The sequence below is a fragment of the Lysobacter enzymogenes genome, assembly GCF_023617245.1.
Classification (GTDB): domain Bacteria; phylum Pseudomonadota; class Gammaproteobacteria; order Xanthomonadales; family Xanthomonadaceae; genus Lysobacter; species Lysobacter yananisis.
On sequence record NZ_CP067396.1, the window covers coordinates 5,826,043 to 5,849,643 of the forward strand.

Consider the following 23,601-nt stretch of genomic DNA (forward strand, 5'->3'; position numbering starts at 1 on the left):
GCGCGAGCTACAGCGCGTCGCCGTCCATCTCGCCGGTGCGGATGCGCACCGCGCGCTCCAGGTCCCAGACGAAGATCTTGCCGTCGCCGATCTTGCCGGTGCCGGCGGCCTTCATGATCGCCTCGACCACGGTTTCGACCTGATCGTCGGTCACCGCCACTTCCAGCTTGATCTTGGGCAGGAAATCGACCACGTACTCGGCGCCGCGGTACAGCTCGGTATGGCCCTTCTGGCGGCCGAAGCCCTTGACCTCGGTCGCGGTGATGCCGGCCACGCCGGCCTCGGCCAGCGCCTCGCGCACGTCGTCGAGCTTGAACGGCTTGATCACCGCCATGACCATCTTCATACGCTTGTCTCCTGCCGATCCGCGCCGCGCCGGCGTTGCGATTGCCGCGCAGGATAGCGCGCCGGCGCGCCGCGACCTAGCGCGGCCGGGCGCCGCACCGCCGGTCGGGCGGCGTTCACATCGCCTGCGCGGCGTGCGTCGGAGGATGGCAACGGCACATGAAAGCTGCGGCGAACGGCCTCTGGGGAGGCTTGCCGCGCGCGCCAGCGCCGTGATGTAGTGACCGCGTCATCCACTTCGGACTTTTCCGACAGCCCGCCCCGGCCCCGGCCGACGGCGTCGCCCCGGTCCGGCGGTCAAGCTGACCCCAATACCGGAGGAGTTGCATCTACATGATCGACCTGAACTACATCGACGACCTCGCCCGCCGCCTCAGCACCCTGGTCCCGCCGGGCGTGCGCGAAGGCCGCGAGGAAATGCAGCAGAACTTCAAGTCCGTGCTGCAGACCGGGCTGTCCAAGCTCGACCTGGTCACCCGCGAGGAATTCGAAGTGCAGCGCGCGGTGCTGCTGCGCACCCGCGAGAAGCTCGAAGAACTGCAGCGCACCGTGGCCGAGCTCGAATCCCGGCTCGACGACGCTTCCGAACCACAGCACGCCCCCCAGCACTGAGCCGTCCGCCATGAACCTGGCGCTCGTGCACAGCCGTGCGCGAACGGGGGTGCGTGCGCCGGCGGTACGCGTCGAAGTGCATCTGGGCGGCGGCCTGCCGTGCATGAACATCGTCGGCCTGCCCGAGGCCGCGGTGCGCGAGGCCAAGGACCGGGTGCGCGCCGCGATCGCCTCGGCGCAGTACGAATTCCCGCAACGACGCATCACCGTCAACCTCGCGCCGGCCGACCTGCCCAAGGACGGCGGCCGCTACGACCTCGCCATCGCGCTCGGCATCCTCGCCGCGAGCGGACAGCTGCCGCTGCCGGCGCTCGCCGATTGCGAGTTCCTCGGCGAGCTCGGCCTCACCGGCGAGCTGCGCGCGATCGACGGCGTGCTGCCGGCGGCGCTGGCCGCGGCCGAGGCCGGCCGCCGGCTGGTGGTGCCGGCCGGCAACGGCGCCGAAGCGGCGCTGGCCAGCCGGGTCGAGGCGCGCACCGCGCGCACGCTGTCGGAGGTCTGCGCGATGCTGTGCGAACGCGCGTCGCTGCCGCGCGCCGTGGCCCCGCCGCTGGCGCGCTCGCCGGAACTGGACATGCGCGACGTGCGCGGCCAGGCCCAGGCGCGACGCGCGCTGGAGATCGCCGCGGCCGGCGGCCACCATTTGTTGCTGATCGGCCCGCCCGGCTGCGGCAAGACCCTGCTCGCCTCGCGCCTGCCCGGCCTGCTGCCCGAGGCCAGCGAAGACGAAGCGCTGGAAACCGCGGCGATCGCCTCGGTCGGCGGCGGCGGCCACGGCCGCGCGCTGGACCCGTCGCGCTGGCGCCAGCGCCCGTTCCGCGCCCCGCACCACACCGCCAGCGCGGTCGCGCTGGTCGGCGGCGGCGCCGATCCGCGGCCCGGCGAGATATCGCTGGCGCACCAGGGCGTGCTGTTCCTCGATGAACTGCCCGAATGGGAGCGGCGCGCGCTGGAAGTGCTGCGCGAGCCGCTGGAGTCGGGCGCGGTCACGGTGTCGCGCGCGGCGCGCAGCGCCGAGTTTCCGGCGCGCTTCCAGTTGGTCGCGGCGATGAATCCCTGCCCCTGCGGCTGGGCCGGCGACAGCAGCGCGCGCTGCCGCTGCACCGAGGACCTCATCCGCCGCTACCGCGCGCGCATCTCCGGCCCGCTGCTGGACCGCATCGACCTGCACATCGAAGTGCCGCGGCTGCCGCCGGCGGCGCTGCGCCCCGACCAGCCCGAGGGCGAATGCAGCGCCGCGATCCGCGAACGCGTGACCGCCGCGCGGCAGCGCCAGGCCGAACGCAGCGGCCGGACCAATTCGCGCCTCGATCAGGCCCAGACCAACCAGCATTGCCGCCTGGGCGAACGCGACCAGGCGCTGCTGGAACGCGCGGTCGACGGACTGCAGCTGTCGGCGCGCTCGATGCACCGGATCTTGCGGGTCGCGCGCACCATCGCCGATCTGGCCGACAGCGCCAACATCGGCACCGCGCATTTGACCGAAGCCATCGGTTATCGGCGCGCGGATCGCGACAGCGCCGCGCGCGCGTCCTAGCCGCCGCCCATCGCGCGGCATGCGTCGCCGAGCGCGGCGCCGCGCTCGCGTCCCGCGGCGATGACGGGTACGCGATGGCGCCAATGCGACCGCGCCGATGCGACCGCGCCGATCCGATAGCGCCGATACGATGCTGCGTTCCGCGTGCGCCCACGGGCCCATAGCCGCCGGTCGGCTTCCACCGGAAAAACAGCCTCCGCCACCAACTCGGAGGCGTCCGGCGACGGCCCGCCCGGCGCGCGACCGGGCCGCGTCGGCGCCGGCGCGCTGGGCTATAGTCGCCGCGCGGACCCGGCCAGCGCAGGCGACGGCCCGCCGGCCGCGAACGCGCGGCGCCATCGAGGCCTTCGGCATGTCCGGGTTCACCGTCCACACCCTGCTCAAGACGCCGACCGTGACGGTCCGCGACGTCTATTGCCCGGGCGGGTGCAAGCACCGCGGGCCGGAGGAATGCGCGGCCGCGACCCATCTGGTGTTCCCCTATCGCGGCGTCTACGTGCGTCATCTCGGCGAGCAGGCGAGCGTGGCCGAAGCCAGCCAGGTGCTGTTCTTCAACGCCGGCGAGGGCTACCGGGTCAGCCACCCGATCGACGGCGGCGACGCCAGCCTGTCGCTGTCGATCGCCGAACCGATGCTGCGCGAGATGGCGCCCAAGGCGCTGTTGCGCGACGGCGAGGCGCTGGCCTTCCGCCAGCCGCGCCTGCGCATCGATCCGCGCGCGCAGTCGCTGGCGATGCTGCTGCGCCACAGCCTGCGCCAGGGCATCGCCGAGCCGCTGGAGGCCGAGAGCCTGGCGCTGACCCTGGCGCAGCGCGCGCTGGGGCCGCGCACCGCCCACGCCGCCGGCGCCAGCGCCGGCCAGCAGCGGCTGGTCGAACGGACCAAGCTGGTGCTGGTCAGCGACCTGTCGCGGCGCTGGACCCTGGCCGAGATCGCCGCCGAAGTCGGCGTCTCGCCGGTGTACCTGACCCAGGTGTTCCAGCGCGTGGAAGGGCTGCCGCTGTATCGCTACCAGTTGCGCCTGCGGCTGGCGCGCGCGCTGGACCTGCTCGGCGAGTACGAGGACCTGAGCGCGCTGGGCCAGGACCTCGGCTTTTCCAGCCACAGCCACTTCAGCGCGGCGTTCCAGCAGACCTACGGACGCTCGCCGTCGGAATTCCGGCAGTCGGCGCTGTATCGCTGAAACCCGAGGCCGCCGCCTCCCCGCGGCCGCAGGCCGCCCACTGTAGAAGCGGCGCAAGCCGCGACCGCGCCGACCGAACCACGACGCCACCTTCCACACCCGGACTCGGCCAGCCAAGCGCCACGCCGTCACCGTTGCCCCGACACCGACCGGCACCCCACGTCGCCGTTGCCCCGACACCGACCGGCGCCCCACGTCGCCATTGCCCCGCCACCGACCGACGCCCCCGCGTCGCCGTTGCCCTGTCCTCGACCGGCACCCCGCATCGCCGCTCGCGCCAACCCCGCAAGGCTCCCGTCGCCCCCCGCCGGCGATCGCTAAATTTTCTGACAGCGGCCGGCCGGCCGCGCTGGCCTACTGAGCGCGCCCAATCCCGGGCGCCCCGGAGAATCCCCATGAGCGACAAGACCTGCGCGGCCTGCGACTGCCCGCTCGACGAGACCGCGTTCCAAGTGACCATCGGCGGCAAGACCGTCGAGGTGTGTTGCGACGACTGCGCGCGCAAGCTCGATGCGGCGTATGCGTCGGCGCAGTCGCCGGACCGGGGCTGAGCGCCATGGACGGTTCTTCGCGCGACCCCGCGCCGTTCGCGCGCGGCCACGTCGATACGCCGTCGGGACGCATCGCCTATCGCGAGCGCGGCGACGGACCGGTCGCCCTGTTCGTGCACGGCGTGCTGCTCAACGGCCATCTGTGGCGGCACCAGTTGCGGCACTTGTCGGACCTGCGCCGCTGCATCGCCGTCGACCTGCTCGCCCACGGCGACACCGACAGCGGCGCCGACCAGGACGTGTCGGTCACCGCCAACGCGCACATGCTGGCGCAGTTCCTCGACGCGCTGGATATCGAACGCGTCGATCTGGTCGGCAACGACAGCGGCGGCGGCATCGCCCAGATCTTCGCCGCGCTGTATCCGCAACGCGTGCGCAGCCTGACCCTGACCGACTGCGACGCCCACGACAACTGGCCGCCGCAAGCGTTCGAGCCGTTCCTGGCGATGGCCGCCGGCGGCGGGCTGGGCGCCACCTTGCAGGCGATGGTCGACGACAAGGCGGTCTATCGTTCGGCCCAGGCGCTGGGCCCCGCCTATCAACAGCCGCAGGCGCTCGGCGACGAGGACATCGACGCCTACCTGCGGCCGTTGCTGCGCAGCCCGCAGCGGCTGGCCGACCTGCAGCGCTTCCTCGCCGGTTTCGACCCGGTCCACACCGTGCGCATCGAAGCGCAGTTGCGGCAGCTGCGCGCGCCGACCCTGATCGCCTGGGGCGACGACGACGTCTACTTCGACGCGCGCTGGTCGCAGTGGCTGGCCGAGGCCATTCCCGGCACCCGCCGGCGCGTGGTGCTGGAAGGCGCGCGCCTCTTCTTCCCGGAAGAGCGCTGGGCCGAGTTCAACCTGCTGTTGCGCGAACACTGGCTGGCCGCCTCCGACGCCTGAGCCGGCGCGGCGACGCCCGTCGCCGCATCCCCACACCGACATTCCGAAGCGGCGCGCCGGCGCCGCAACGGACCCGTGCACGCGCGCATCCGACCGCCTGTGCGCGCCATCGCAAGAAACGAGGACTTCCCCATGAACCGCAGAACCTTCCTGTTGGGCGGCAGCGGCCTGCTCGCCGCCGGCAGCCTCGGCGCGATCGCCCGCGTGCCCGGACTGGCCGTCGCCGCGGCCGACGGCGCGGACACGCGCCCGGACCTCGACGCCGCCGAATTCCACGCCAGCCGCAAGTTCGCCCGCACGGCTTTCGGCGACATCGCCTACGTCGAACGCGGCGAGGGGCCGGCGGCGCTGTTCCTGCACGGCTTCCCGCTCAACGGCTTCCAGTGGCGCGGCGCGCTGCCGCGGCTGGCGCCGTACCGGCGCTGCATCGCGCCGGATTGGCTCGGCCTGGGCTACACCCGGGTCGCGCCGGACCAACCGGTGGACCCGCATGCGCAGGCGGCGATGATCCTCGCGCTGATGGACGCGCTGGGCATCGACAGCGCCGACCTGGTCGCCAACGACAGCGGCGGCGCGATCGCGCAGTTGCTGCTGACCGCGCATCCGCAGCGCGTGCGCACCGTGCTGTTGACCAATTGCGACACCGAATTCGACAACCCGCCGCCGAAACTGCTGCCGGTGATCGAGCTGTCCAGGCAAGGCCGCTTCGTCGACGAATGGCTGGCGCCGTGGTGGCAGGACAAGGCGCTGGCGCGCTCGCCGCAGGGTTTCGGCGGCATGTGCTACGCCGATCCCGCGCATCCGGACGACGACGCCATCGACATGTACTTCGGCCCGCTGCTGTCGACCCAGCGGCGCAAGGCGCTGACCCATGCCTATGCGCTGGGCCTGGAGCGCAACGTGCTCGAAGGCATCGGCGCGCGTCTGGGCCGCAGCCGCGCGCCGGCGCGAGTGCTGTGGGGCATGGCCGACGACATCTTCGATCCCGCCCAGGCGCAGCCGCTGGCCGATGCCTTCGGCCGGTCGCGCGGCTTGCGCAAGCTCGAGGGCTACAAGCTGTTCTGGCCGGAAGAACGCCCCGATGTGATCGCCGAGGAAGCGCAGCGGCTGTGGGCGGCGTGGGCGCCGCAGCGGGTGCGCTGAGGCGCGGCGGCGGCGTTCGCGCCGCGCGCAGCCGCGGCGACCGGCTCAGCCGCGGTCTAGCAGGTCCTGCGCCTGCCGCGCCAATTCGCGGGTCAGTTCGAACGCGCCCAACGCATGCGCGCGCCGCGCCTGGCCCGACCACAACGACATGAAGCCGTCGTCGCCGGCGGGTTCGGCGCGCGCGCGCAGCGGCGCCAACGCCGCGCCGGCGCCCGGGAACGCCGGCGCCAGCGGCGACAACGGCCCCAGCTCGCGCATCGCCCGGTTGACGATGCCGCGCGCGGGCCGGCCGCTGAACACATTGGTCAGCGCGGTGTCGTCGCCCTCGCCCGCGCTCAGCGCGCGCCGATGCAGCGGCGCGATCGTGGCTTCCGGGCAGAACAGATACGCCGTGCCGACCTGCACCGCCGCCGCGCCGAGCGCGAACGCGGCGGCGATGCCGCGGCCGTCGAAGACGCCGCCGGCGGCGATCACCGGCACCGTCACCGCGTCGGCGATTCGCGGTAACAACGCGAACAGGCCGGCCTGCGTCGATACGTCCTCGCCTTCGAGGAACACGCCGCGATGGCCGCCGGCCTCGTTGCCCTGGGCGACGATCGCGTCGCAGCCGCGTTGTTCCAGCCACACCGCTTCGGCCACGGTGGTGGCCGAGGCGATCGCGCGCGCGCCGCTGGCGCGCACCCGCGCCAGCAGCTCCGGCGCGGGCAGGCCGAAGTGGAAGCTCACCACCTGCGGGCGCAGTTCTTCGACCAGCGCGCACCAAGCCTCGTCGAACGGCGCGCGCGCCGCGGCGGCGCTGGCCGCATCGGGATCCAGGCCGAATTCGAGGTAGTACGGGCGCAGACGTTCGCGCCAGGCCGCTTCGCGCGCCGGATCGGCCGCGGCCGGGCGATGGCAGAAGAAGTTGAGGTTGACCGGCGCGTCGGTCGCCGCGCGGTACTGCGCGACCTGTTCGCGCGCCTGCTGCGGCGAGAGCATCGCGCACGGCAGCGAACCCAACGCGCCGGCGCGCGCGGCGGCGATGGCCAACGCGGTATCGTGCGCGCCGGCCATCGGCGCCTGCATGATCGGCAAGGCGATGCCGAACAGCTCCTGGATACGGCGGTCGGGCCACATCGGTGCGCACTCCAGCGAAGACCTCGGCGCAGCATGCCACCGGCCGCGCGCGCCGTGTTGGCCGGCGCTGTCGTTATGCGATGCCGATGCGCGAACGCGAAACGCAGGGGCGCGGGGTTCGCGGCGCGGACGCCACGACGCGCGCGGAAGCGCACGATGCGCCGGGCGGACGGAATCCGGACGCGCGCCGCGCGAGGCGTTGCAGCGCACCGTCGGCCGACGCCGGCCAGCCGACCCGAACCGGACGCGCGCGCTCACTCCTGCCGCCACACCTCGCCGGCCGGATCGAATTCGGAGGTCTGCATGCGGTCGCCACGCCAACCGAAGCCGCACACCGCGAGCGGCCCGTCGGCGAGCGGGTCCAGGCCGAACGCGCGCTCGATGTCGACCTCGTTGATCGCCGAGGTCACGAACGCGCCGAGCCCCAGCTCGGTCGCGCTGAGGTACAGCGTCTGCGACAGGTGGCCGACATCCAACAGCAGCGCGCGATAGGCCTTGGCGTGGCGGCGGTATTTCCAGAAGCTGCGCGCGTAACGCGGCGCCAGCACCGCCAGCGCGTGCGCGTCGGCGAACCAGTGCTGCCCGGCCACCGCCTGCGCGGCGAACTGCGCCAGCGGCTCCGGCGGCGGCGGCATCGGCTCCAGCGCGTGCTCGAGCGGGTGGTAGTGGTATAGCCCCGGCGCCACGCCTTCGACGTTGCGCACGATCAGATACGCCTCGGTGGCGTGCAGGCCGCCGCCGGAGGGCGTGTGCTTCTTGAGGAACACGGCGTCGTCGCCGATGCGCACCTGCGCCTGCGCGGCGAACACGCGTTGCAGCATGCGCGCGAACGCGGGCAGCGGCAGCGCGCGTTCGGCGTCGAAGTTGCGGCAGGTGGTGCGGCGCGCGAGCAGGCGCTCGAATTCGCCGTCGTCCTGCCGCGGCAGCGCCTGGCGGTGCGCGGCCTCGCCGCGCTCGACCACGTGCGGCGGCGGCGCGCCGAGCTGGCGGCGCAGGTCGGCGGCGGTGTTCATCTCGGCCGCGTCCATCGCCGCGGCGCTGTCCAGGCCCTGCCAGCGGCCCAGCCGGTGGACCAACGCGGCCGGCGGCCACCAATGCGTTTCGCGCAGGGCTTCGTCGCGGCGGTGGTGCTCGCGGCGGCCGGCGTCGGCGTCGTCTTCGCACAGCAGCAGGCCGCGATCGAGCAGTTCGGCGACCAACGCGGCGTGCGTCCGCAGCCAGGGCGCGGCGTCGGCCCACGCGCCCGGGCCGATCCGGCCGAGCAGCTCGCGCGCCGCGGCGTCGACCTCGACCTCGGCGTCCAGATGCGGCGCCAGCGCCAGCCAGCGCAGGCTGCGGCGGATGCCGGCCTCGCCGGCCAGCAACGAGGCCAGGTCGAAACCGGCGTCTTCGCGCGGCTCCAGGTACAGGATGGCGCAACGGCGGATACGCATCGCGGGCTCGCGGGCAGGCGCCGCCGCGGCCGGCGGCGGATCGGACGGCGTCGCGCGCGGCGCGCCGGGGCCGGCATTGTCGGCCGCGCGGGCCCGGGGCGGCAATGTCGCGACCGGCGTCCCCGGCCATCGCGCCGGGGCTGGCATGCGCATGCCATGCGCCGCGCGGATACTGCGCCGGGCACCCATCGGCGCAGCGTCGCGCGCCGGGCGGCACGCGCCCCGACCCGTTCAGCAACTTCAGCTTGGTTTATGCCGGCCGCGCTGCGGTGCGGCGGAAAAACCCTCGAAATGCCGCATTTGTCCGGCGCGTTCCGGTTGTACCGTTAGAGAGGGAAGGTTAGATTTCACGCTGTTTTCACGCCGGAACGGCACGTCAATCACGAGGGGAATGAGGACATGGCAAACAAAGAATCCGGCGGCCATACGCCGTTGAGCGCTGAAGTCGCCGACAAGCTGCTCGACCTGTTGAGCAAGGACAACGACTTCCGCCAGCTGTTCCAGAAAGACGCCACCGCGGCGCTGGCGCAGGCCGGCCACGCGCCGGCGCAGGACATGATCGCCAGCGGCAGCTATTCGCCGACCGCCTACGGCTGCATGGCCGCGGCCAACATCGCGACCAAGGCCGAGATCGAAGCCGCGCGCCTGGAGATCAAGGGCATGCTGACCTCAGCGGCCTCGCACACCAATCCTCATTGCTTCGAAACCGGGCTGCTCGGCGCCGAGGCGCGCGCCAAGGGCATCGGCGGCACCGGCGGCGACGAACCGCTCTGAGGCCAGGCGCGGCGGAAGGCCTCGTCCTGCCGCTGCGCTTCGGCGTCCCGGCCCAGGCGCGCGAGGCTGCGCGCCTGTTCGCGCAGGGCCAGGGTGGTATCGGCGACGTTGAGGGTCTGCAGCACCTGGCTGCCGCCGGTTTCGATATAGGCGCGGCCGCGGTGCTGCGCCAGCCAGCGCGCCTCGGCCAGCGCGTCCTCGTCCTGGCCGGCGGCGGCGTAGGCCGCGCGCAGCGCGCTGTGGACCTGGAACAGTTCGTCGCCGCGCAGCAGCGGCCGGAGCAGGCGGATCGCCTCCTCCGGCTTGCCGTCCAGGCGCAGCTGCCCGGCCTGGACCACGGTCAGCAACTGCGCCAGCAGCGGATCGCCGATCCGCTTGACCAGCGGCTCCAGCACCGGCAGCAGTTGCCGCGCCACCGCCGCGTCGCCTTCGCGCTGGGCCAGGTAGGCCGCGCTCAGCGCGACGAAGGCCTGTTCGTTGCGCAGCGGATCGGCCTCGTCGCCGGCCTGCTCGGCGGACTTGCGGCATAGCGTCGCCAGCACCTGGGTGCGCGGCGGGCGGCCGTTCAAGGCGTCCACCATCAATCGGATCAGCGCGAACTGGTTGGCCAGCACCGGAGTGCCGGCGACCGCGTCGCGCTCGGCGCGCTGGGCGGCTTTCTCCGCCTCGCCCCAGCGGCCGCGATCGACCGCGACCGCGATGCGTTCCAGGTTGTTGGTCAGGCCGTCGGTGCTGCTGTCGGTCGGCAGCTTGGCGAGCAGCGCCTGGGCCTCGTCGAAGCGGCGCAGGGTCGCCAGCGCCGCGGCGCGGCGGCGGTTGGGACCGTAGCGGCCGACCTTCTCGCCCTGCTCGAAGCTGGCCAGCGCGGCCTTGGCGTCGCCCTGGGCGAGCTGGGCCCGGCCCATCAGTTCGATCGCGCTGCTGCGCAGCGGGTTCTGCGGCGCGGTCGCGGCCTTGGCGAAGCTCAGCGTCTCGCCGAAGCGGTTGGCGGCGAACGCGGCCCAGGCGTAGTTGTAGTGGCCGGCGTAATAGTCCGGGTACAGGCCGGCCAGCAGCTTCCACTGCGCCGGCGCGCGCAGCGCCGGCTGCGGGCCGTACTCGGACGACCACGCGTCCAGGTACAGCGCATCGCGCGGCGCCAGATGCGAGCGCAGCGCGACCGCTTTTTCCAGGTACGGCTGGGCGCGGCGGTTGTCGGCGTCGCCGACGTGCACGCGCAGCGCGCCGAGGTAGGCCAGGGCGAATTCCGGGTCCAGGGCGATGGCCTGGTCGAAGTAGCGCAGCGCCTCGGCCTGGCGGCGCTCGCCGTAGGCCTTCAGGCCCAGGGCGTAGGCGCGCAGCGCGTCGAGGTTCTTGGTCGCGACCTTGGGCAGCGGCTCGGAGTCGCGCTCGATCGACTTCATCGCCTCGCCGAGCTTCTCGCGCAGCCCGGCGGTGACGCTGTCGATCGAGGCGAGCGTGGATTCCTTGCCGTGGCCGTCGGCGGATTCGGCGTAGACCGTGGTCTGGGTGTGCGGGTCGATGACCTCGGCGCTGACCCGCACCCGCCCGCCGACTTCGGCCACGGTCGGCAGGATCACCGCGCGCGCGCCGTCGCGCAGCGCGATCTCCGAGGCGATGGCGCGGTCGAGCGTGGTGTCGGGCTGGCGCTGCATGCGCTGCAGGGTGTCGCGCGCCTTCAGGTCGCTGAGCACGTTGACGTAGCGCGACTGCTCCAGGCTGATGCGGAAGGCCTGTTCCAGCGAATCGTCGAGCACGTTCTGGCCGGTGAGGTTGCGCAGGTCGCCGACCACCACCCAGTCGCGCTGGCTGAAGGCGATCGCCGGCTGCGGCCGGGTCGCGAACCAGGCGCCGGTACCGATCATCGCCAGCACCGCGACCTCGGCGGCCAACGCCGCCGGCCGCCGCCACAGCGGGATGTCGCGCCAGGCCTTGGGCCCGTTCGGCGGCGCGCGCAGCGGGGCGATGCCGGGTTCGCCGACCTCGTAGATCTCCTGCGGCTCGGGCACGCCCTTGAAGCGCCAGCGCCCGTGCGATTTCCACAGCAGTTGCTGGCCGCGTTCGCCGAGCTCGCGCGCGGCGCGGTGCGCCAGCGGCTCGGCCACCGCCGACAGCAGGATCTGGCCCGGCCGCGCGGTCGCCATCAGCCGGCCGGCCATCGGCTTGGCCAGGCCTTCGACTTCCACCGGCTTGGCGCCGACCTTGACCGCCTCGTCGCTGTTGCGCCAGGTCAGCACTTCGCCGACATGCAGGCCGGCGCGGGCCTTGAGTTCGAACTTGCGCGCCGCGCCGATCTCGCGCAGGCCGCGGGCGTAGTCCAGGGCGAAGCCGAGGCCGTCGATCGGCCGCTCGAACAACAGCAGCAGGCCGTCGGAGCGGTCGATCAAACGCCCGCGCCAGCGCTGCTGCAACGCCAGCACCAGGCGGTCGTGTTCGCGGAACAGCTCCGCCGCCGGACCGTCGCCGATGCGCTCGACCAGGGTGGTCGAGTCGCACAGGTCGGTCAGCAGCAGGGTGCGCAGCTGCGGGCCGTCGGCATCGGGGCGGTGGGCATCGTTCATCGCGGCTTCCTGGTCGCGCCGCTCAGACGGCGCTGAGCTCGGCGTCCTGCCAATGCACGCGATTGCCGCCCAGGCGCTTGGCCTGGTAGAGCGCGGCGTCGGCCTGGGCGTACCAATCGTTCCAGTCGCGCTTGGCGCTGACCAGGCAGGCGCCGACGCTGACCGGGCAGATCGTCGGCGGCGACTGCGGGATCATCAGCAGCCCGTGCACGGTGTGGACGATGAAGTCGGCGAAGCGCATCACGTCCTGGCGGGTGCGCGCGGCGACCAGCAGGCAGAACTCGTCGCCGCCGAGGCGGCAGGCGATGTCCTCCACCCCGGCCACCGAGCGCAGGATGTTGGCCACGCTCTGCAGCACGCGGTCGCCGGCGAGGTGGCCGTGTTCGTCGTTGACCTGCTTGAAGCGGTCGCAATCGATCAGCACCAGGCCCAGGGTCTCGGCCAGGCCGGCGGCGCGCGCGTCCTGCAGGTGCAGGGTCAGGCCGCGCCGGTTGTACAGGCCGGTGAGGTCGTCGGTGCGCACCAGCTCTTCGGTCTGGTTGAGCTGGTGGGTGGTCGCGTAGAGGCTGTCGAGCGCGGCTTCCAGGTCCTGGTTGCGGCGGCGCAGGCGGCGGATCAGGCTTTGTTCGTTGAACACCACGCGCATGATCGCGCGGCGCAGGAAGTAGGAGACCAGCGAGGGGTCGCGATCGACCAGGCGCTGGAATTCCTCGTGGCGCAGCTCCACCAGCAGGCCGTCGGTGGCGGCGATGGCGTCGGCGCTGCGGGCGTGGTCGCCGATCAGCAGGCCGAGTTCGCCGAAGAATTCGCGCACGCCCAGGCGCTTGGTGACCAGGTCGTCGCCGAAGTCGAGCACGATCGCGCCGCGCGCGATCACGAACATGGTGGTGCCCAGTTCGCCGCGGCGGAACAGCACCTGCCCGGCCTCGACCCGGCGCGGGCGGCCGATCTCGGCGAACAGTTCGAATTCGCCCGGCGTCAGCACCGCCATCGCCACATCCGTCGGCGCCGCGGTCATCGCCGAATTGTCGGTATCGCGGCCCGCCGATGGCGCCGCCATGTCGCGATTCATCCCGATCTCCCCGCGCCCCACATCCCCTGTGGAGCCTTGACGGCAGGATAACACCTGGTCTGTGCAGCTAACGCTGGCAGGGGGGAGAAGCGGCCACCCCTCGCGCTCGCCCTCGCCGCACATACATACACACTCGACCCCATGGCCGGGGAGTGTAATCCCCGGGCGCCGCGCAACATCCGGGTCGGGCGTTGCGCGTACGCAACGCTCGCGCCTGCGCGCTCGCCTCGGGCGCGGGGTGTCGCGACTGCGGAACTGAATCGCTCATCGTGCGCCTGGGGCGTCCAGCGGCGCGCGGGCCGCAGGCGCACATGCGGCGCGCCGCCACGCACATGGCCTTCGGCACTGCGCCGCCGGCCGCGCGCTGTTCATATTCAACCCTCGACTGTCACGGAAACGGAGAACCGCCATGCCCATCCATCCGCCCTCGCTCGCGTCGCGTACCGGCCTCGCCCTGGGCCTGTCGCTGGCGCTGGCCGCGCCCGCCTTCGCCGCGAGCGCCGCCTCCGCCGACGGCGAACTGATCCCGCGCTCGGCGCTGTTCGGCAATCCCGAACGCAGCGGCGCGCAGATCAGCCCCGACGGCCGCTACCTGAGCTGGCTGGCGCCGGTGAACGGGGTCATGAACGTGTGGGTGGCGCCGGCCGGCGAACCGGCCAAGGCGCGCGCGGTCACCGACGACGCCGCGCGCGGCATCCGCAGCTACGCCTGGAGCTACCGCAGCGGCACCCTGCTGTACCTGCGCGACAGCGGCGGCGACGAGAACTTCCACCTGTATTCGGTCGATGTCGCCCAACCCGGCGCGGCGCGCGACCTCACCCCGTATCCCAAGACCCGCGCCTCGCTGGTCCGCCTCGCCCATCGCCATCCCGACCGCATCCTGGTCGGCATGAACGACCGCGACCCGAAGTGGCACGACCTGTACGAGGTCGACCTCGGCAGCGGCCAGCGCAAGCTCGCGCTGCAGAACAACGACCGCCTCGCCGGTTACCTCGCCGACGGCGACCTCAAGGTCGGCCGCGCCACCCGCTCGCGCGAGGACGGCGGCAGCGAGCTGCTCGCCAGCGACGGCAAGGGCGGCTGGAAGGTGGTCGACACGGTCCCGTTCGAGGACAGCCAGACCACCGAGTACGAGGGCTACAGCGACGACGGCCAGCTGCTATACCTGACCGACTCGCGCGGCCGCGACACCGCCGCGCTGTACGCCATCGACGCGGCCGGCAAGAAATCGCTGCTGCTCGAAGACGCCCGCGCCGACGTCGGCGCGCGCCTGACCGACCCGGCCAGCGACCGGGTCCAGGCGGCCTCGGTCTATTACCTGCGCCAGCAGTGGAAACCGCTCGACCCGGCCATCGGCAAGGACCTGCGGTGGCTGCAGGACAAGCTCGGCGCCGGCGAAGTCTCGGTCGCCTCGCGCAGCCTCGACGACAAGACCTGGGTGGTGAACTACGGCGCCGCCGAGGAACCCGGCACCACCTATCTGTATCGCCGCGGCGGCGCCGCGCCCGAACTGACCCGGCTGTTCTCCACCCGCCCGGCGCTGGACGGCCAGCCGCTGGTGCCGATGTGGCCGGTCGAGATCCCCTCGCGCGACGGCAAGACCCTGGTCAGCTACCTCACCCTGCCCAAGAGCGCCGACGCCGACGGCGACGGCAAGCCCGACAAGCCGGTGCCGCTGGTGCTGCTGGTGCACGGCGGACCGTGGGCGCGCGACTACTACGGCTACAACGCCGGCTCGCAGTGGCTGGCCAACCGCGGCTACGCGACGCTGCGGGTCAACTACCGCGGCTCCACCGGCTTCGGCAAGAACTTCATCAACGCCGGCGACGGCGAATGGGCCGGCAAGATGCACGACGACCTGATCGACGCGGTCGACTGGGCGGTCAAGCAAGGCGTCAGCAAGAAGGAAGACGTGGCGATCATGGGCGGCAGCTACGGCGGCTACGCCACCCTGGTCGGCCTGACCTTCACCCCCGACACGTTCAAGTGCGGCGTCGACATCGTCGGCCCGTCCAACCTGGAAACCCTGCTCAAGACCATCCCGCCGTACTGGGCCAGCATCTTCGAACAGTTCGCCCGGCGCATGGGCGACCCGCGCACCGAAGCCGGGCGCAAGCAACTGGCCGAACGCTCGCCGATCGCGCGCGTGGACCAGATTTCCAAGCCGCTGCTGATCGGCCAGGGCGCCAACGACCCGCGCGTCAACCAGGCCGAGAGCGACCAGATCGTCGAGGCGATGCGCAAGAAGAACATCCCGGTCACCTACGTGCTGTTCCCCGACGAAGGCCACGGCTTCGCCCGGCCGGAGAACTCGATGGCGTTCAACGCGGTCGCCGAAGGCTTCCTGGCGCAGTGCCTGGGCGGACGCGCGCAGCCGATCGGCGGCGACTTCAAGGGTTCGAGCATCTCGGTGCCGGCCGGCGCGGACGGGGTCAAGGGACTCAGCGAGGCGCTGAAGACGCACACCCAGCAAGTCAAGAAGTAAGCCGCCCGCTCGCGCGCAAGCGGCCGCCGACGGGCCGGCGCCGGACACGGCGCCGGTCCGTCCGGATCGGCCCCGGTGCGACCGCCAACTGCGACCTGGCGTGCAGAACGAAGCAGGCAAGCGCCCGCCTGTGCGCCCGGACATCGTGCCGGCGCGGTTCTTTCTCTACTGTCGGGCAGGCCGGACAGTCGGTCCGGCGTCGAACCGGAGAAGGAATTCGCCATGAAACTATCGACCTGCGCCGCGCTGGCGCTGACCCTGGGCCTGTCGGGCATCGCCGCGGCGGCCGACGGCCCGAGCCGGGCCGCGAACGCGATCGCGCCGCTGTACTGGCACTGCATCTATCAGTCCGAGAACGGCGGCGTGTACGAATTCGTGCAACGCGGCCGTTGCGCCCTGATCGTGAATCACCAGACCCTCGGCCAGCTGAGCTTGATCGACGCCTACCAGGCCTGATCGCCGGCGGCCGGCGCGTTCGCGCCGCGACCGCGACCGCGACCGCGACGGCAACGAACGACGAAGGGCTCCTCGCGGAGCCCTTCGTCTTGTTGCCTTGGCTTATCCGCTTCGCTTACGCGCTGGGTTCGTCCGCTGCCTCGGCGAGCGTCGGGCGGCTCAGGCCGCCGCCTTCTTCGACTCGTGGAACTGCTCTTCCTCGGTCGAGCCCTTCAGCGCCACCGTCGAGGACTGGCCGCCCTGGATGGTCTGGGTCACCGCGTCGAAGTAGCCGGTGCCGACCTCGCGCTGGTGCTTGACCGCGGTGAAGCCCTTCTCGGCCGCGGCGAACTCGGCTTCCTGCAGCTCCACGAACGCGCTCATCTGCCGGCGCGCGTAGCCGTGGGCGAGGTTGAACATGCCGTAGTTGAGGCTGTGGAAACCGGCCAGGGTGATGAACTGGAACTTGTAGCCGTAAGTCGCGATTTCCTTCTGGAACTTGGCGATGGTGGCGTCGTCCAGGTTCTTCTTCCAGTTGAAGCTCGGCGAGCAGTTGTAGGCCAGCAGCTTGCCCGGGAACTGGGCGTGGATCGCTTCGGCGAACTTGCGCGCGAACTCCAGATCCGGCTTGCCGGTCTCGCACCACACCAGGTCGGCGTACGGCGCGTACGCCAGGCCGCGGCTGATCGCCTGATCCAGGCCGTTGCGGGTCTTGTAGAACCCTTCGTTGGTGCGTTCGCCGGTGGTGAACGGCTGATCGTTCGGGTCGATGTCGGCGGTCAGCAGGTCGGCGGCTTCGGCGTCGGTGCGCGCGACGATTAGCGTCGGCACGCCCATCACATCCGCGGCCAGGCGCGCGGCGACCAGCTTCTCGACCGCTTCGCGGGTCGGCACCAGCACCTTGCCGCCCATGTGGCCGCACTTCTTGACCGAGGCCAGCTGATCTTCGAAATGCACGCCCGAGGCGCCGGCTTCGATCATGCCCTTCATCAGTTCGAAGGCGTTGAGCACGCCGCCGAAACCGGCTTCGGCGTCGGCGACGATCGGCTGCAGGAAGTCGATGTCGCCGGTACCTTCCGCGCACTGGATCTGATCGGCGCGCAGTAGGGTGTTGTTGATCCGACGCACGACCTGCGGCACCGAATTGGCCGGGTACAGCGACTGGTCGGGGTACATCTCGCCGGCGATGTTGGCATCCGCCGCCACCTGCCAGCCCGACAGGTAGATCGCCTTGAGCCCCGCCTTGACCTGCTGCATGGCCTGGTTGCCGGTCAGCGCGCCGAGCGCGTTGACGAAGTCCTCGGTGTGCAGCGAGTTCCACAGCTTGGCGGCGCCGAGCTTGGCGATGGAGTGTTCGACCGGCACGGTGCCGCGCAGGCGCACCACGTCTTCGGCCGAGTACGGGCGGGTGATGCCGGCCCAACGCGGGTCGGTGGCCCATTCGTGGCGCAGTTGGTCGGCGGTCGGCAGCGTGTGGCTCATGACATCGATTCCTTGCGTGTGGGTCGTAGCGACGTGGGTATGGGTGAGGCGGGTGCTGGAGGTCCGACTGTAGGAGCGACGCGAGTCGCGACCACGGGGTTGCGCACTCGCGTCGCAAGCGTGGTTTCGCGGTCGCGGCTCGTGACCGAAGGAAATCCCTTTGGGACGCCGCTCCTACAGGTAGCTAGTCGATGCGTTCGTAGGCCGGCAGAGTCAAAAACTCCGCCAGCGTCGGCGCATGGGTCAGTTCGTCGAGCATCGCGATGGCCTCGTCGAGCTTGGCCCCGCCCGGCAGCGCGGCGCGGTCGGCGAACTTGCTCGGCAGGCCGATCAGCGCGCGTTCGAGCAGGGCGAAGTCGACCGGGGTGCCATCGTCGAGGAACAGCGACGGCGCGTGCAGCCACTGCCACAGTTGGGTGCGGGCGATTTCGGCGGTGGCGGCGTCTTCCATCAGCCAATGGATCGGCACGCAGCCGCTGCCGTCGAGCCACGCGGCGAGGTAGCGCACGCAGACTTCGACGTTGCCCTCGAACCCGGCGCGGGTGATCGTGCCGAACGACGGCTTGATCAGATCCTCGGCGATGATCAGCACGTCCTCGCGCAGCACGTGCTGCTGGTGCGGGGTCGGCATGCGTTCGTCGAAGATCCGCATCGCCAGCGGGATCAGCGCCGGATGCGCGACCCAGGTGCCGTCGTGGCCGGCGGTGACTTCGCGCAGCTTGTCCGCGCGCACCTTGGCCAGCGCGGCTTCGTTGGCGGCCTCGTCGCCGTTGATCGGAATCTGCGCGGCCATGCCGCCCATCGCGTGCGCGCCGCGCTTGTGGCAGGTCTGGATCAGCAGTTCCGAGTAGGCGCGCAGGAACGGCTGGGTCATGGTGACCTGGCCGCGCTCGGGCAGCAGCTTGTCGCGGTGCGCGCGGAAGGTCTTGAGGTAGGAGAACACGTAGTCCCAGCGGCCGCAGTTCAAGCCGGCGATGCGCGTGCGCAGCGCGTGCAGGATCTCGTCCATCTCGAACACCGCCGGCAAGGTCTCGATCAGCACGGTGACCTTGATCGAGCCCGGCTCCAGCTCCAGCTCGCGCTCGATGTGGTCGAGTGCGTCGTTCCACAGCTGCGCCTCTTCCATCGACTGCAGCTTGGGCAGGTAGAAGTACGGGCCGCGGTCCTTGGCGGCGAGCGCGGCGGCGTTGTGGAAGGCGAACAGGCCCAGGTCGAACAGGCCGCCGGAGACCGGCGCGCCGTCGACGCGCAGGTGCTTCTCGTCGAGGTGCCAGCCGCGCGGGCGCACCATCAGCACGGCCTGGTCTTCGAACGGCTTGAGCGCGTAGCGCTTGCCGGTGTCGGGCGCGGCGAATTCCAGGGTGCCGGCGACGGCGGCGGCGAGCGCGCGCTGGCCGGCGATGAGGTTGGCCCAGGTCGGCGCGGTGCTGTCCTCGAAGTCGGCCATGTAGACCTTGGCCCCGGAGTTCAGCGCGTTGATGACCATCTTCGGATCGACCGGGCCGGTGATCTCGACCCGGCGGTCGAGCAGCGCGGTCGGCAGCGGGGCGACCCGCCAGTTGCCGGCGCGGATCGCGGCGGTGTCGGCGCGGAAGCCGGGCACGCCGCCGGCGTCGAAGAAGGCCTGGCGCTCGCGGCGCGCGGCCAGCCGTGCCTGGCGGGCGGGTTCGAAACGGCGGTGCAGGTCGGCCAGGAACTCGAGGGCGGCCGGGGTCAGCACCTGCTCCTGGCCGGCGGCGCGGCCGCTGAGCTCGATGCCTTCGCCCGGCCCGCGTTGCCCGGGATGGGGTTCCTGCCACTGCGTCATGACTGCCGACATGGTGCGACTCCTGTGGGGGAGGACCGCTCCCAGCGAGCGAGTCCCTGGACCAGACCATGCGGCGGCGTGTTGTATTTGACAATCAAGTTTTTTCAATGCATATCATTTGCTTAGCTTATATATGGAATTCACGTGACTTCGACGCGTTCGCTAAGTCCGCGATTTGCCTACAAAAGCGACAAGCTCAAGCCGCTGCGCGCGTTCTGCCAGACCGCGCGCCTGGGCTCGGTCTCACGAGCGGCTGAGGCGCTCTACCTCAGTCAGCCGGCGGTGACCCTGCAGTTGCAGGCGCTGGAACGCGAAATGGGCGTGCGCCTGCTCGAGCGCAGCGGCCGCCGCCTGGCCCTTACCCGCGAGGGCGAGGCGCTGTACGAACTGGCCCGCCCCCTGGTCGAGGGCCTGGACGGGCTGGAGGGCGTGTTCCGCGAGCGCATCCGCGGCCTCGACGCGGGCGAGCTCAACGTCGCCGCGGGCAGCTCGACCATCCTCTACCTGCTGCCGAAGATCGTCGAAGCCTTCCGCGCCGCGCATCCGGAGGTGCGGCTGACCCTGCACAACGTCACCGGCGCCGGCGGCCTGGACCTGCTGCGCTCCGACGGCGTCGACCTGGCGGTGGGCTCGATGCTCGACGTGCCCGGCGACCTCAGCTACGCCCCGGTCTACCGCTTCGAACCGATGCTGATCGCGCCGCGCGACCATCCGCTGGCCCAGCTCGAAACCCTGACCCTGCAGGACTTGAGCCCGTACGGCCTGATCCTGCCGCCGCAGCGCCTGACCACTTACCGCATGGTCGATCTGGTGTTCCAGCAGAACCGCGTGCCGTACACCGTGGCGCTGGAAGTCGGCGGCTGGGAGGTGATCAAGCAATACGTGGCGATGGGCCTGGGGATCAGCATCGTCACCGCGATCTGCCTGACCGAGGCCGACCGCGCACGGTTGTCGGCGCGTTCGCTGGCCGATTACTTCCCGTCGCGCAGCTACGGCGTGGTGGTGCGCAAGGGCAAGTACCTGTCGCCGCAAGCGCGGGCGTTCACCGAGCTGATCCAGCCGGCGTTGTTCGAGCGTGGGGATTACTACGCGACCGGCCAATCCGATCGCTGATTGGATGCTTCCTGTAGGAGCGACGCGAGTCGCGACCGCGGGGTCGCAAGCTCGCGTCGCAAGCGCGGTGTCGCAGTCGCGACTCGTGACCGAAGGAAATCCCTTTGGGGCGTCGCTCCTACAGGGAGCCCTCGTCGCTACGCGGCCTGCAAAAGCCCCTCTCCCGCGTGCGGGAGAGGGGTTGGGGTGAGGGCGAACGCCCGCAGTCCCGTCAGTACCGCGCGCTCACCTTGACGCCCGAGAACGCGCTCGCCGCATGCACGGCCACATACACATACCCCGCCGGCGGATTGGCGATCGTCACCGATTCCGCATTGCCGGCCTTGGCCGAGCGGTACTGATACGAATCGCGCGAGGGCCAGTTGCCGGCGCTCACGTACAGATCCGCGTTGCCGCTGCCGCCGGCGGTGTCGATACGCAGTTGGCTAACGCCGGCCGGCAGGTACAGATAGAAGTAGGCGTAGTTGCCCACCGTGGCCGCCGCATTGCTGCGCGAACAATTGCGTCCGAGCGTACGAGCGTCGCTGCCGCTGCACTCGGGCAGGCCGGGTTCGCTGACCGTGATCGAGCGCGTCGCCGTCGCGGTCGCGCCGCGGTCGTCGGTGACGGTCAGGCTCACCGTGTAGCTGCCGCCGGCCGCGTAAGTCTTGCTCGGGTTCGCCGCGGTCGAGCCGGTGCCATCGCCGAAGTTCCAGCTGCGCGCGACGATGCGGCCGTCGCTGTCGCTGGAGGTGTCGCTGAAGTTCACGCTCAGTCCGCTCGCGGCGACGCTGAAGTTCGCCGTCGGCGGCTGGTTCGGGGTGCCGCCGCAACCGCTGCCGGCCGGGTCGGCCACGCACGGCAGCCAGGCCTTGAACGCGGCGTCGTTGCTCTGGCCGATGCCGGCCATGTAGGTCGCGTACCCGGTGTAGTCGCCCGGACGGAACTTGGCCAGGATCGCGTTCACCTGCGTGCGCCGCTGTTCGAACATGAAGCGCACCGCCAGGTAGCCCCAGCGATAGACCCGGTTGGTGCCGCTGTCGTAGTCGTTGGCGTAGACCGTGCTCAGCGCATAGGTGCCGCGCGCGGCCTCGGCGATGGCGCCGTCGTTGGCGACCTCGCGATACTGGTAGGACAGGTACTCGGCGAAGCCTTCCACCCACCACACGGTCTTCTGCCGCATCGCCGCCTGGAAGTCGCCCCACATGTTGAAGCGGCCGTCGAGGTAGTGGACGTACTCGTGGGTCAGGTTCCAGATCTCGAAGTTCGGGCGCAGCCATTCGGCCTCGTAGGCGATGAAGCGCGCCTGGTTGCCCGGCGCCGACGGATCGCCTTCCAGGTACATGCCGCCGTTGTTGGTGTCGATGCCGAAGATCGCGCCGGCGTAGATGCCGTAATCGTCGCTGCTGTCGAACACCGCCATTTCCAGGCTGGCGTTGTTGTCGCCGGCCACCGGCACGCCGCCGGTGGCGAGTTCGCGATGGAAGTAGGCTTCCTGGCCGGCGACGGTGGCGCAGGCGCCGGCGAGTTCCGAGGCGCTCATCTGCTGCGCGCGCAGGGTCAACGTAGCGCTGCAGGTGTGGCGGATCGGCAGCGCCGCCGCTTCCAGCCGCGCCGCGAAATCGCACTGGCCGTAGTAGGCGCAGTTGCCGGCGTCGTAGTACTGCGCCATCTCGCCGATGCCGACCCACAGCCGCGCGGTCGCGCCGGTGATCGCGCTGCGATCGATCAACGCCTTGGCGCGCGAACGCGCCAGGGTCTTGAGCGCGCCGTCGTACTGCAGGAAGCGCGCCATCTCGCGCCCGGCGTTGGACACCAGGTAAGCGCGATCGCCGCCGAGCAGGGCGAAGTTGCGGTTGGCGAAGTTGTACAGCGTGTCGACGATGGAAGTGTCGGACTGCACCAAGGCGCGGAAGGCCGCGTCCTGGTGTCCGCGGAAGGTCACCGTGTAGGCGTTGTTGACCGCGACCTTCATCCAGTAGAACGCGTCGAAGCGGCTGTCGTAGGCGTCGAGCAGGCGTTTGACCACGTACAGGTAGCGCGCGTTCTCGGTGGCGCTGTCGATCAAGGTGACGTACTCGGCGAGGATCTCGCCGTGGGCGTCGTCGACGCGGCCGAAGTTGGCGTTGGCGGCGAACGCGTCCAGCGCCGGACGGATCGCGTTGCGCAGGTTCGCGCCGTAGCTGCCGACCGCGCTGTCGTAGTACTGCACGTAGTAGCCGGCGCGCAGGAACAGCACCAATTGCAGGGTGCCGGCGTTGTTGGTGCCGTCGTAGGCGCGCGCCGAGGCGGCGAAGGCGTCGGCGACGCTGACCATCTGCGCCTCGCGGAAGGTCGCATAAGCCTGGCTGCCGCTGAGGCCGAACAGTTGGTTGATGCAGTCCGGCGCCGCCGCGCGCACCGCCGAGGCCAATGCCGCGCCGCTGAGCGCGCCGAAGCTGGCCGGATCGCAGGCGGCGGCCTTGGCCGAACGCGCGGCGGCCAGCAGCGAGGGACGCTTGAGCGGATCGCGGCGCAGCGCCGCGCCGTCGTAGGCGCTGTCGGCGCGTTCGGGCAACAGCGGTTGCTGCGGCGCGCGTTGCGCCGGCGCCAGCGAACGCGGCTGGCGATGTTCGCCGAACAACTGCCGCTCGGTGGCCGGTTGCTTGCGCGTGCCGCCGGCGGCGACGCGCGACGCCGCGAACGACGCCGCGCGGTCCGAACCGGGCCGGGATGCGGACGCGGCGGCGGACGCGGCGCCCGCCATAGCCAGGCGCGGCGCAACCGATGCGGCGGGAGGATGGTCGGGCGGGGATTGCAGCGCGGACGGCAGGGCGAAGCTGGCGAATACCGCCAGCGCGGCCGTGCCGGCCAGAAGGGCCCGCAGCGGGCCCGGACGGAACACGAAGGACATCGCGAATCTCCTCGAAGGAAGGACGGCCACGGCGGTCGCGCAGGGCGCGGGCCGGCGAGCGGGGCTCGCGCGGCGGCCGGGGACGAATCGGACGACGGCGGTACACAACGGCGATGCGGTGGGCGGCGATTCCGGAAAACGGGCGCGGGCGGCCGCCGCGCGGGACGCGCAGTCCCGTGGCGGCCGCGTCGCC

18 protein-coding genes are annotated in these 23,601 nt (G+C 71.4%); 10 read left to right on the forward strand and 8 right to left on the reverse strand.

Annotated elements, in window-relative coordinates:
- Positions 1-7: 7 nt before the first annotated feature.
- On the reverse strand, positions 8-346 hold the full coding sequence (locus JHW41_RS24340) for a P-II family nitrogen regulator (protein ID WP_057945893.1): 339 nt from the start codon (positions 344-346) through the stop codon (positions 8-10).
- 332 nt (positions 347-678) lie between these two features.
- Here JHW41_RS24340 and ubiK point away from each other — a divergent pair, with 332 nt between their 5' ends.
- From ubiK to JHW41_RS24370, 6 genes are all read left to right on the forward strand, one after another.
- On the forward strand, positions 679-957 hold the full coding sequence (gene ubiK / locus JHW41_RS24345; protein ID WP_057945892.1) for a ubiquinone biosynthesis accessory factor UbiK: 279 nt from the start codon (positions 679-681) through the stop codon (positions 955-957).
- A 10-nt stretch (positions 958-967) separates the two neighbouring features.
- Positions 968-2,494 (forward strand): YifB family Mg chelatase-like AAA ATPase, encoded by a 1,527-nt coding sequence (locus JHW41_RS24350; protein WP_250448127.1) that lies wholly within the window; start codon positions 968-970, stop codon positions 2,492-2,494.
- A 352-nt stretch (positions 2,495-2,846) separates the two neighbouring features.
- Complete coding sequence (locus JHW41_RS24355; RefSeq protein ID WP_057945890.1) at positions 2,847-3,677, forward strand: helix-turn-helix transcriptional regulator; 831 nt, start codon at positions 2,847-2,849, stop codon at positions 3,675-3,677.
- Between the two features lie 395 nt (positions 3,678-4,072).
- Positions 4,073-4,228 carry a hypothetical protein gene (locus JHW41_RS24360; RefSeq protein WP_168356157.1) on the forward strand — a complete coding sequence of 52 codons (156 nt, stop codon included), beginning with the start codon at positions 4,073-4,075 and terminating at the stop codon, positions 4,226-4,228.
- A gap of 5 nt (positions 4,229-4,233) precedes the next feature.
- Positions 4,234-5,115: an alpha/beta fold hydrolase gene (locus JHW41_RS24365; protein WP_250448129.1), complete on the forward strand. Its 882-nt coding sequence runs from the start codon at positions 4,234-4,236 to the stop codon at positions 5,113-5,115.
- Between the two features lie 132 nt (positions 5,116-5,247).
- Positions 5,248-6,258, forward strand: a complete 1,011-nt coding sequence (locus tag JHW41_RS24370) for an alpha/beta fold hydrolase (protein WP_250448131.1) — start codon at positions 5,248-5,250, stop codon at positions 6,256-6,258.
- A 45-nt stretch (positions 6,259-6,303) separates the two neighbouring features.
- Here the strand turns inward: JHW41_RS24370 and JHW41_RS24375 are convergent, their stop codons facing one another.
- Both JHW41_RS24375 and JHW41_RS24380 read right to left on the reverse strand, forming a co-directional pair.
- Positions 6,304-7,374, reverse strand: a complete 1,071-nt coding sequence (locus tag JHW41_RS24375; protein WP_250448133.1) for an NAD(P)H-dependent flavin oxidoreductase — start codon at positions 7,372-7,374, stop codon at positions 6,304-6,306.
- 254 nt (positions 7,375-7,628) lie between these two features.
- Positions 7,629-8,807, reverse strand: a complete 1,179-nt coding sequence (locus JHW41_RS24380) for a putative peptide maturation dehydrogenase (RefSeq protein WP_250448136.1) — start codon at positions 8,805-8,807, stop codon at positions 7,629-7,631.
- Between the two features lie 399 nt (positions 8,808-9,206).
- Between JHW41_RS24380 and JHW41_RS24385 the strand changes: the two genes are divergently transcribed.
- Positions 9,207-9,581 (forward strand): NHLP-related RiPP peptide, encoded by a 375-nt coding sequence (locus JHW41_RS24385; RefSeq protein WP_057945886.1) that lies wholly within the window; start codon positions 9,207-9,209, stop codon positions 9,579-9,581.
- On the opposite strand, the gene JHW41_RS24390 is transcribed toward JHW41_RS24385, so the two are convergent.
- Together JHW41_RS24390 and JHW41_RS24395 are read right to left on the reverse strand one after the other, a co-directional pair.
- Positions 9,500-12,142: a putative peptide modification system cyclase gene (locus JHW41_RS24390; protein ID WP_250448138.1), complete on the reverse strand. Its 2,643-nt coding sequence runs from the start codon at positions 12,140-12,142 to the stop codon at positions 9,500-9,502. The two genes, JHW41_RS24385 and JHW41_RS24390, sit on opposite strands and share 82 nt — an antisense overlap.
- Before the next feature lie 22 nt (positions 12,143-12,164).
- Positions 12,165-13,214: a diguanylate cyclase domain-containing protein gene (locus tag JHW41_RS24395; protein WP_428995430.1), complete on the reverse strand. Its 1,050-nt coding sequence runs from the start codon at positions 13,212-13,214 to the stop codon at positions 12,165-12,167.
- Positions 13,215-13,623: 409 nt separating this feature from the next.
- On the opposite strand from JHW41_RS24395, the gene JHW41_RS24400 reads away from it, so the two are divergent.
- Positions 13,624-15,699 carry a S9 family peptidase gene (locus JHW41_RS24400; RefSeq protein ID WP_250448140.1) on the forward strand — a complete coding sequence of 692 codons (2,076 nt, stop codon included), beginning with the start codon at positions 13,624-13,626 and terminating at the stop codon, positions 15,697-15,699.
- A 222-nt stretch (positions 15,700-15,921) separates the two neighbouring features.
- Positions 15,922-16,155, forward strand: a complete 234-nt coding sequence (locus tag JHW41_RS24405; protein ID WP_078997294.1) for a hypothetical protein — start codon at positions 15,922-15,924, stop codon at positions 16,153-16,155.
- A 159-nt stretch (positions 16,156-16,314) separates the two neighbouring features.
- On the opposite strand, the gene aceA is transcribed toward JHW41_RS24405, so the two are convergent.
- Both aceA and aceB read right to left on the reverse strand, forming a co-directional pair.
- Positions 16,315-17,616 (reverse strand): isocitrate lyase, encoded by a 1,302-nt coding sequence (aceA, locus tag JHW41_RS24410; protein WP_057945882.1) that lies wholly within the window; start codon positions 17,614-17,616, stop codon positions 16,315-16,317.
- Between the two features lie 184 nt (positions 17,617-17,800).
- Positions 17,801-19,435 (reverse strand): malate synthase A, encoded by a 1,635-nt coding sequence (aceB, locus tag JHW41_RS24415; protein WP_425606304.1) that lies wholly within the window; start codon positions 19,433-19,435, stop codon positions 17,801-17,803.
- Positions 19,436-19,567: 132 nt separating this feature from the next.
- Here aceB and JHW41_RS24420 point away from each other — a divergent pair, with 132 nt between their 5' ends.
- The gene (locus tag JHW41_RS24420; RefSeq protein WP_078997291.1) at positions 19,568-20,536 is read left to right on the forward strand and encodes a LysR family transcriptional regulator; all 969 of its coding nucleotides are present in this window, start codon (positions 19,568-19,570) and stop codon (positions 20,534-20,536) included.
- A 211-nt stretch (positions 20,537-20,747) separates the two neighbouring features.
- On the opposite strand, the gene JHW41_RS24425 is transcribed toward JHW41_RS24420, so the two are convergent.
- Positions 20,748-23,408, reverse strand: a complete 2,661-nt coding sequence (locus JHW41_RS24425) for a collagenase (RefSeq protein WP_250448142.1) — start codon at positions 23,406-23,408, stop codon at positions 20,748-20,750.
- Positions 23,409-23,601 lie beyond the last annotated feature (193 nt).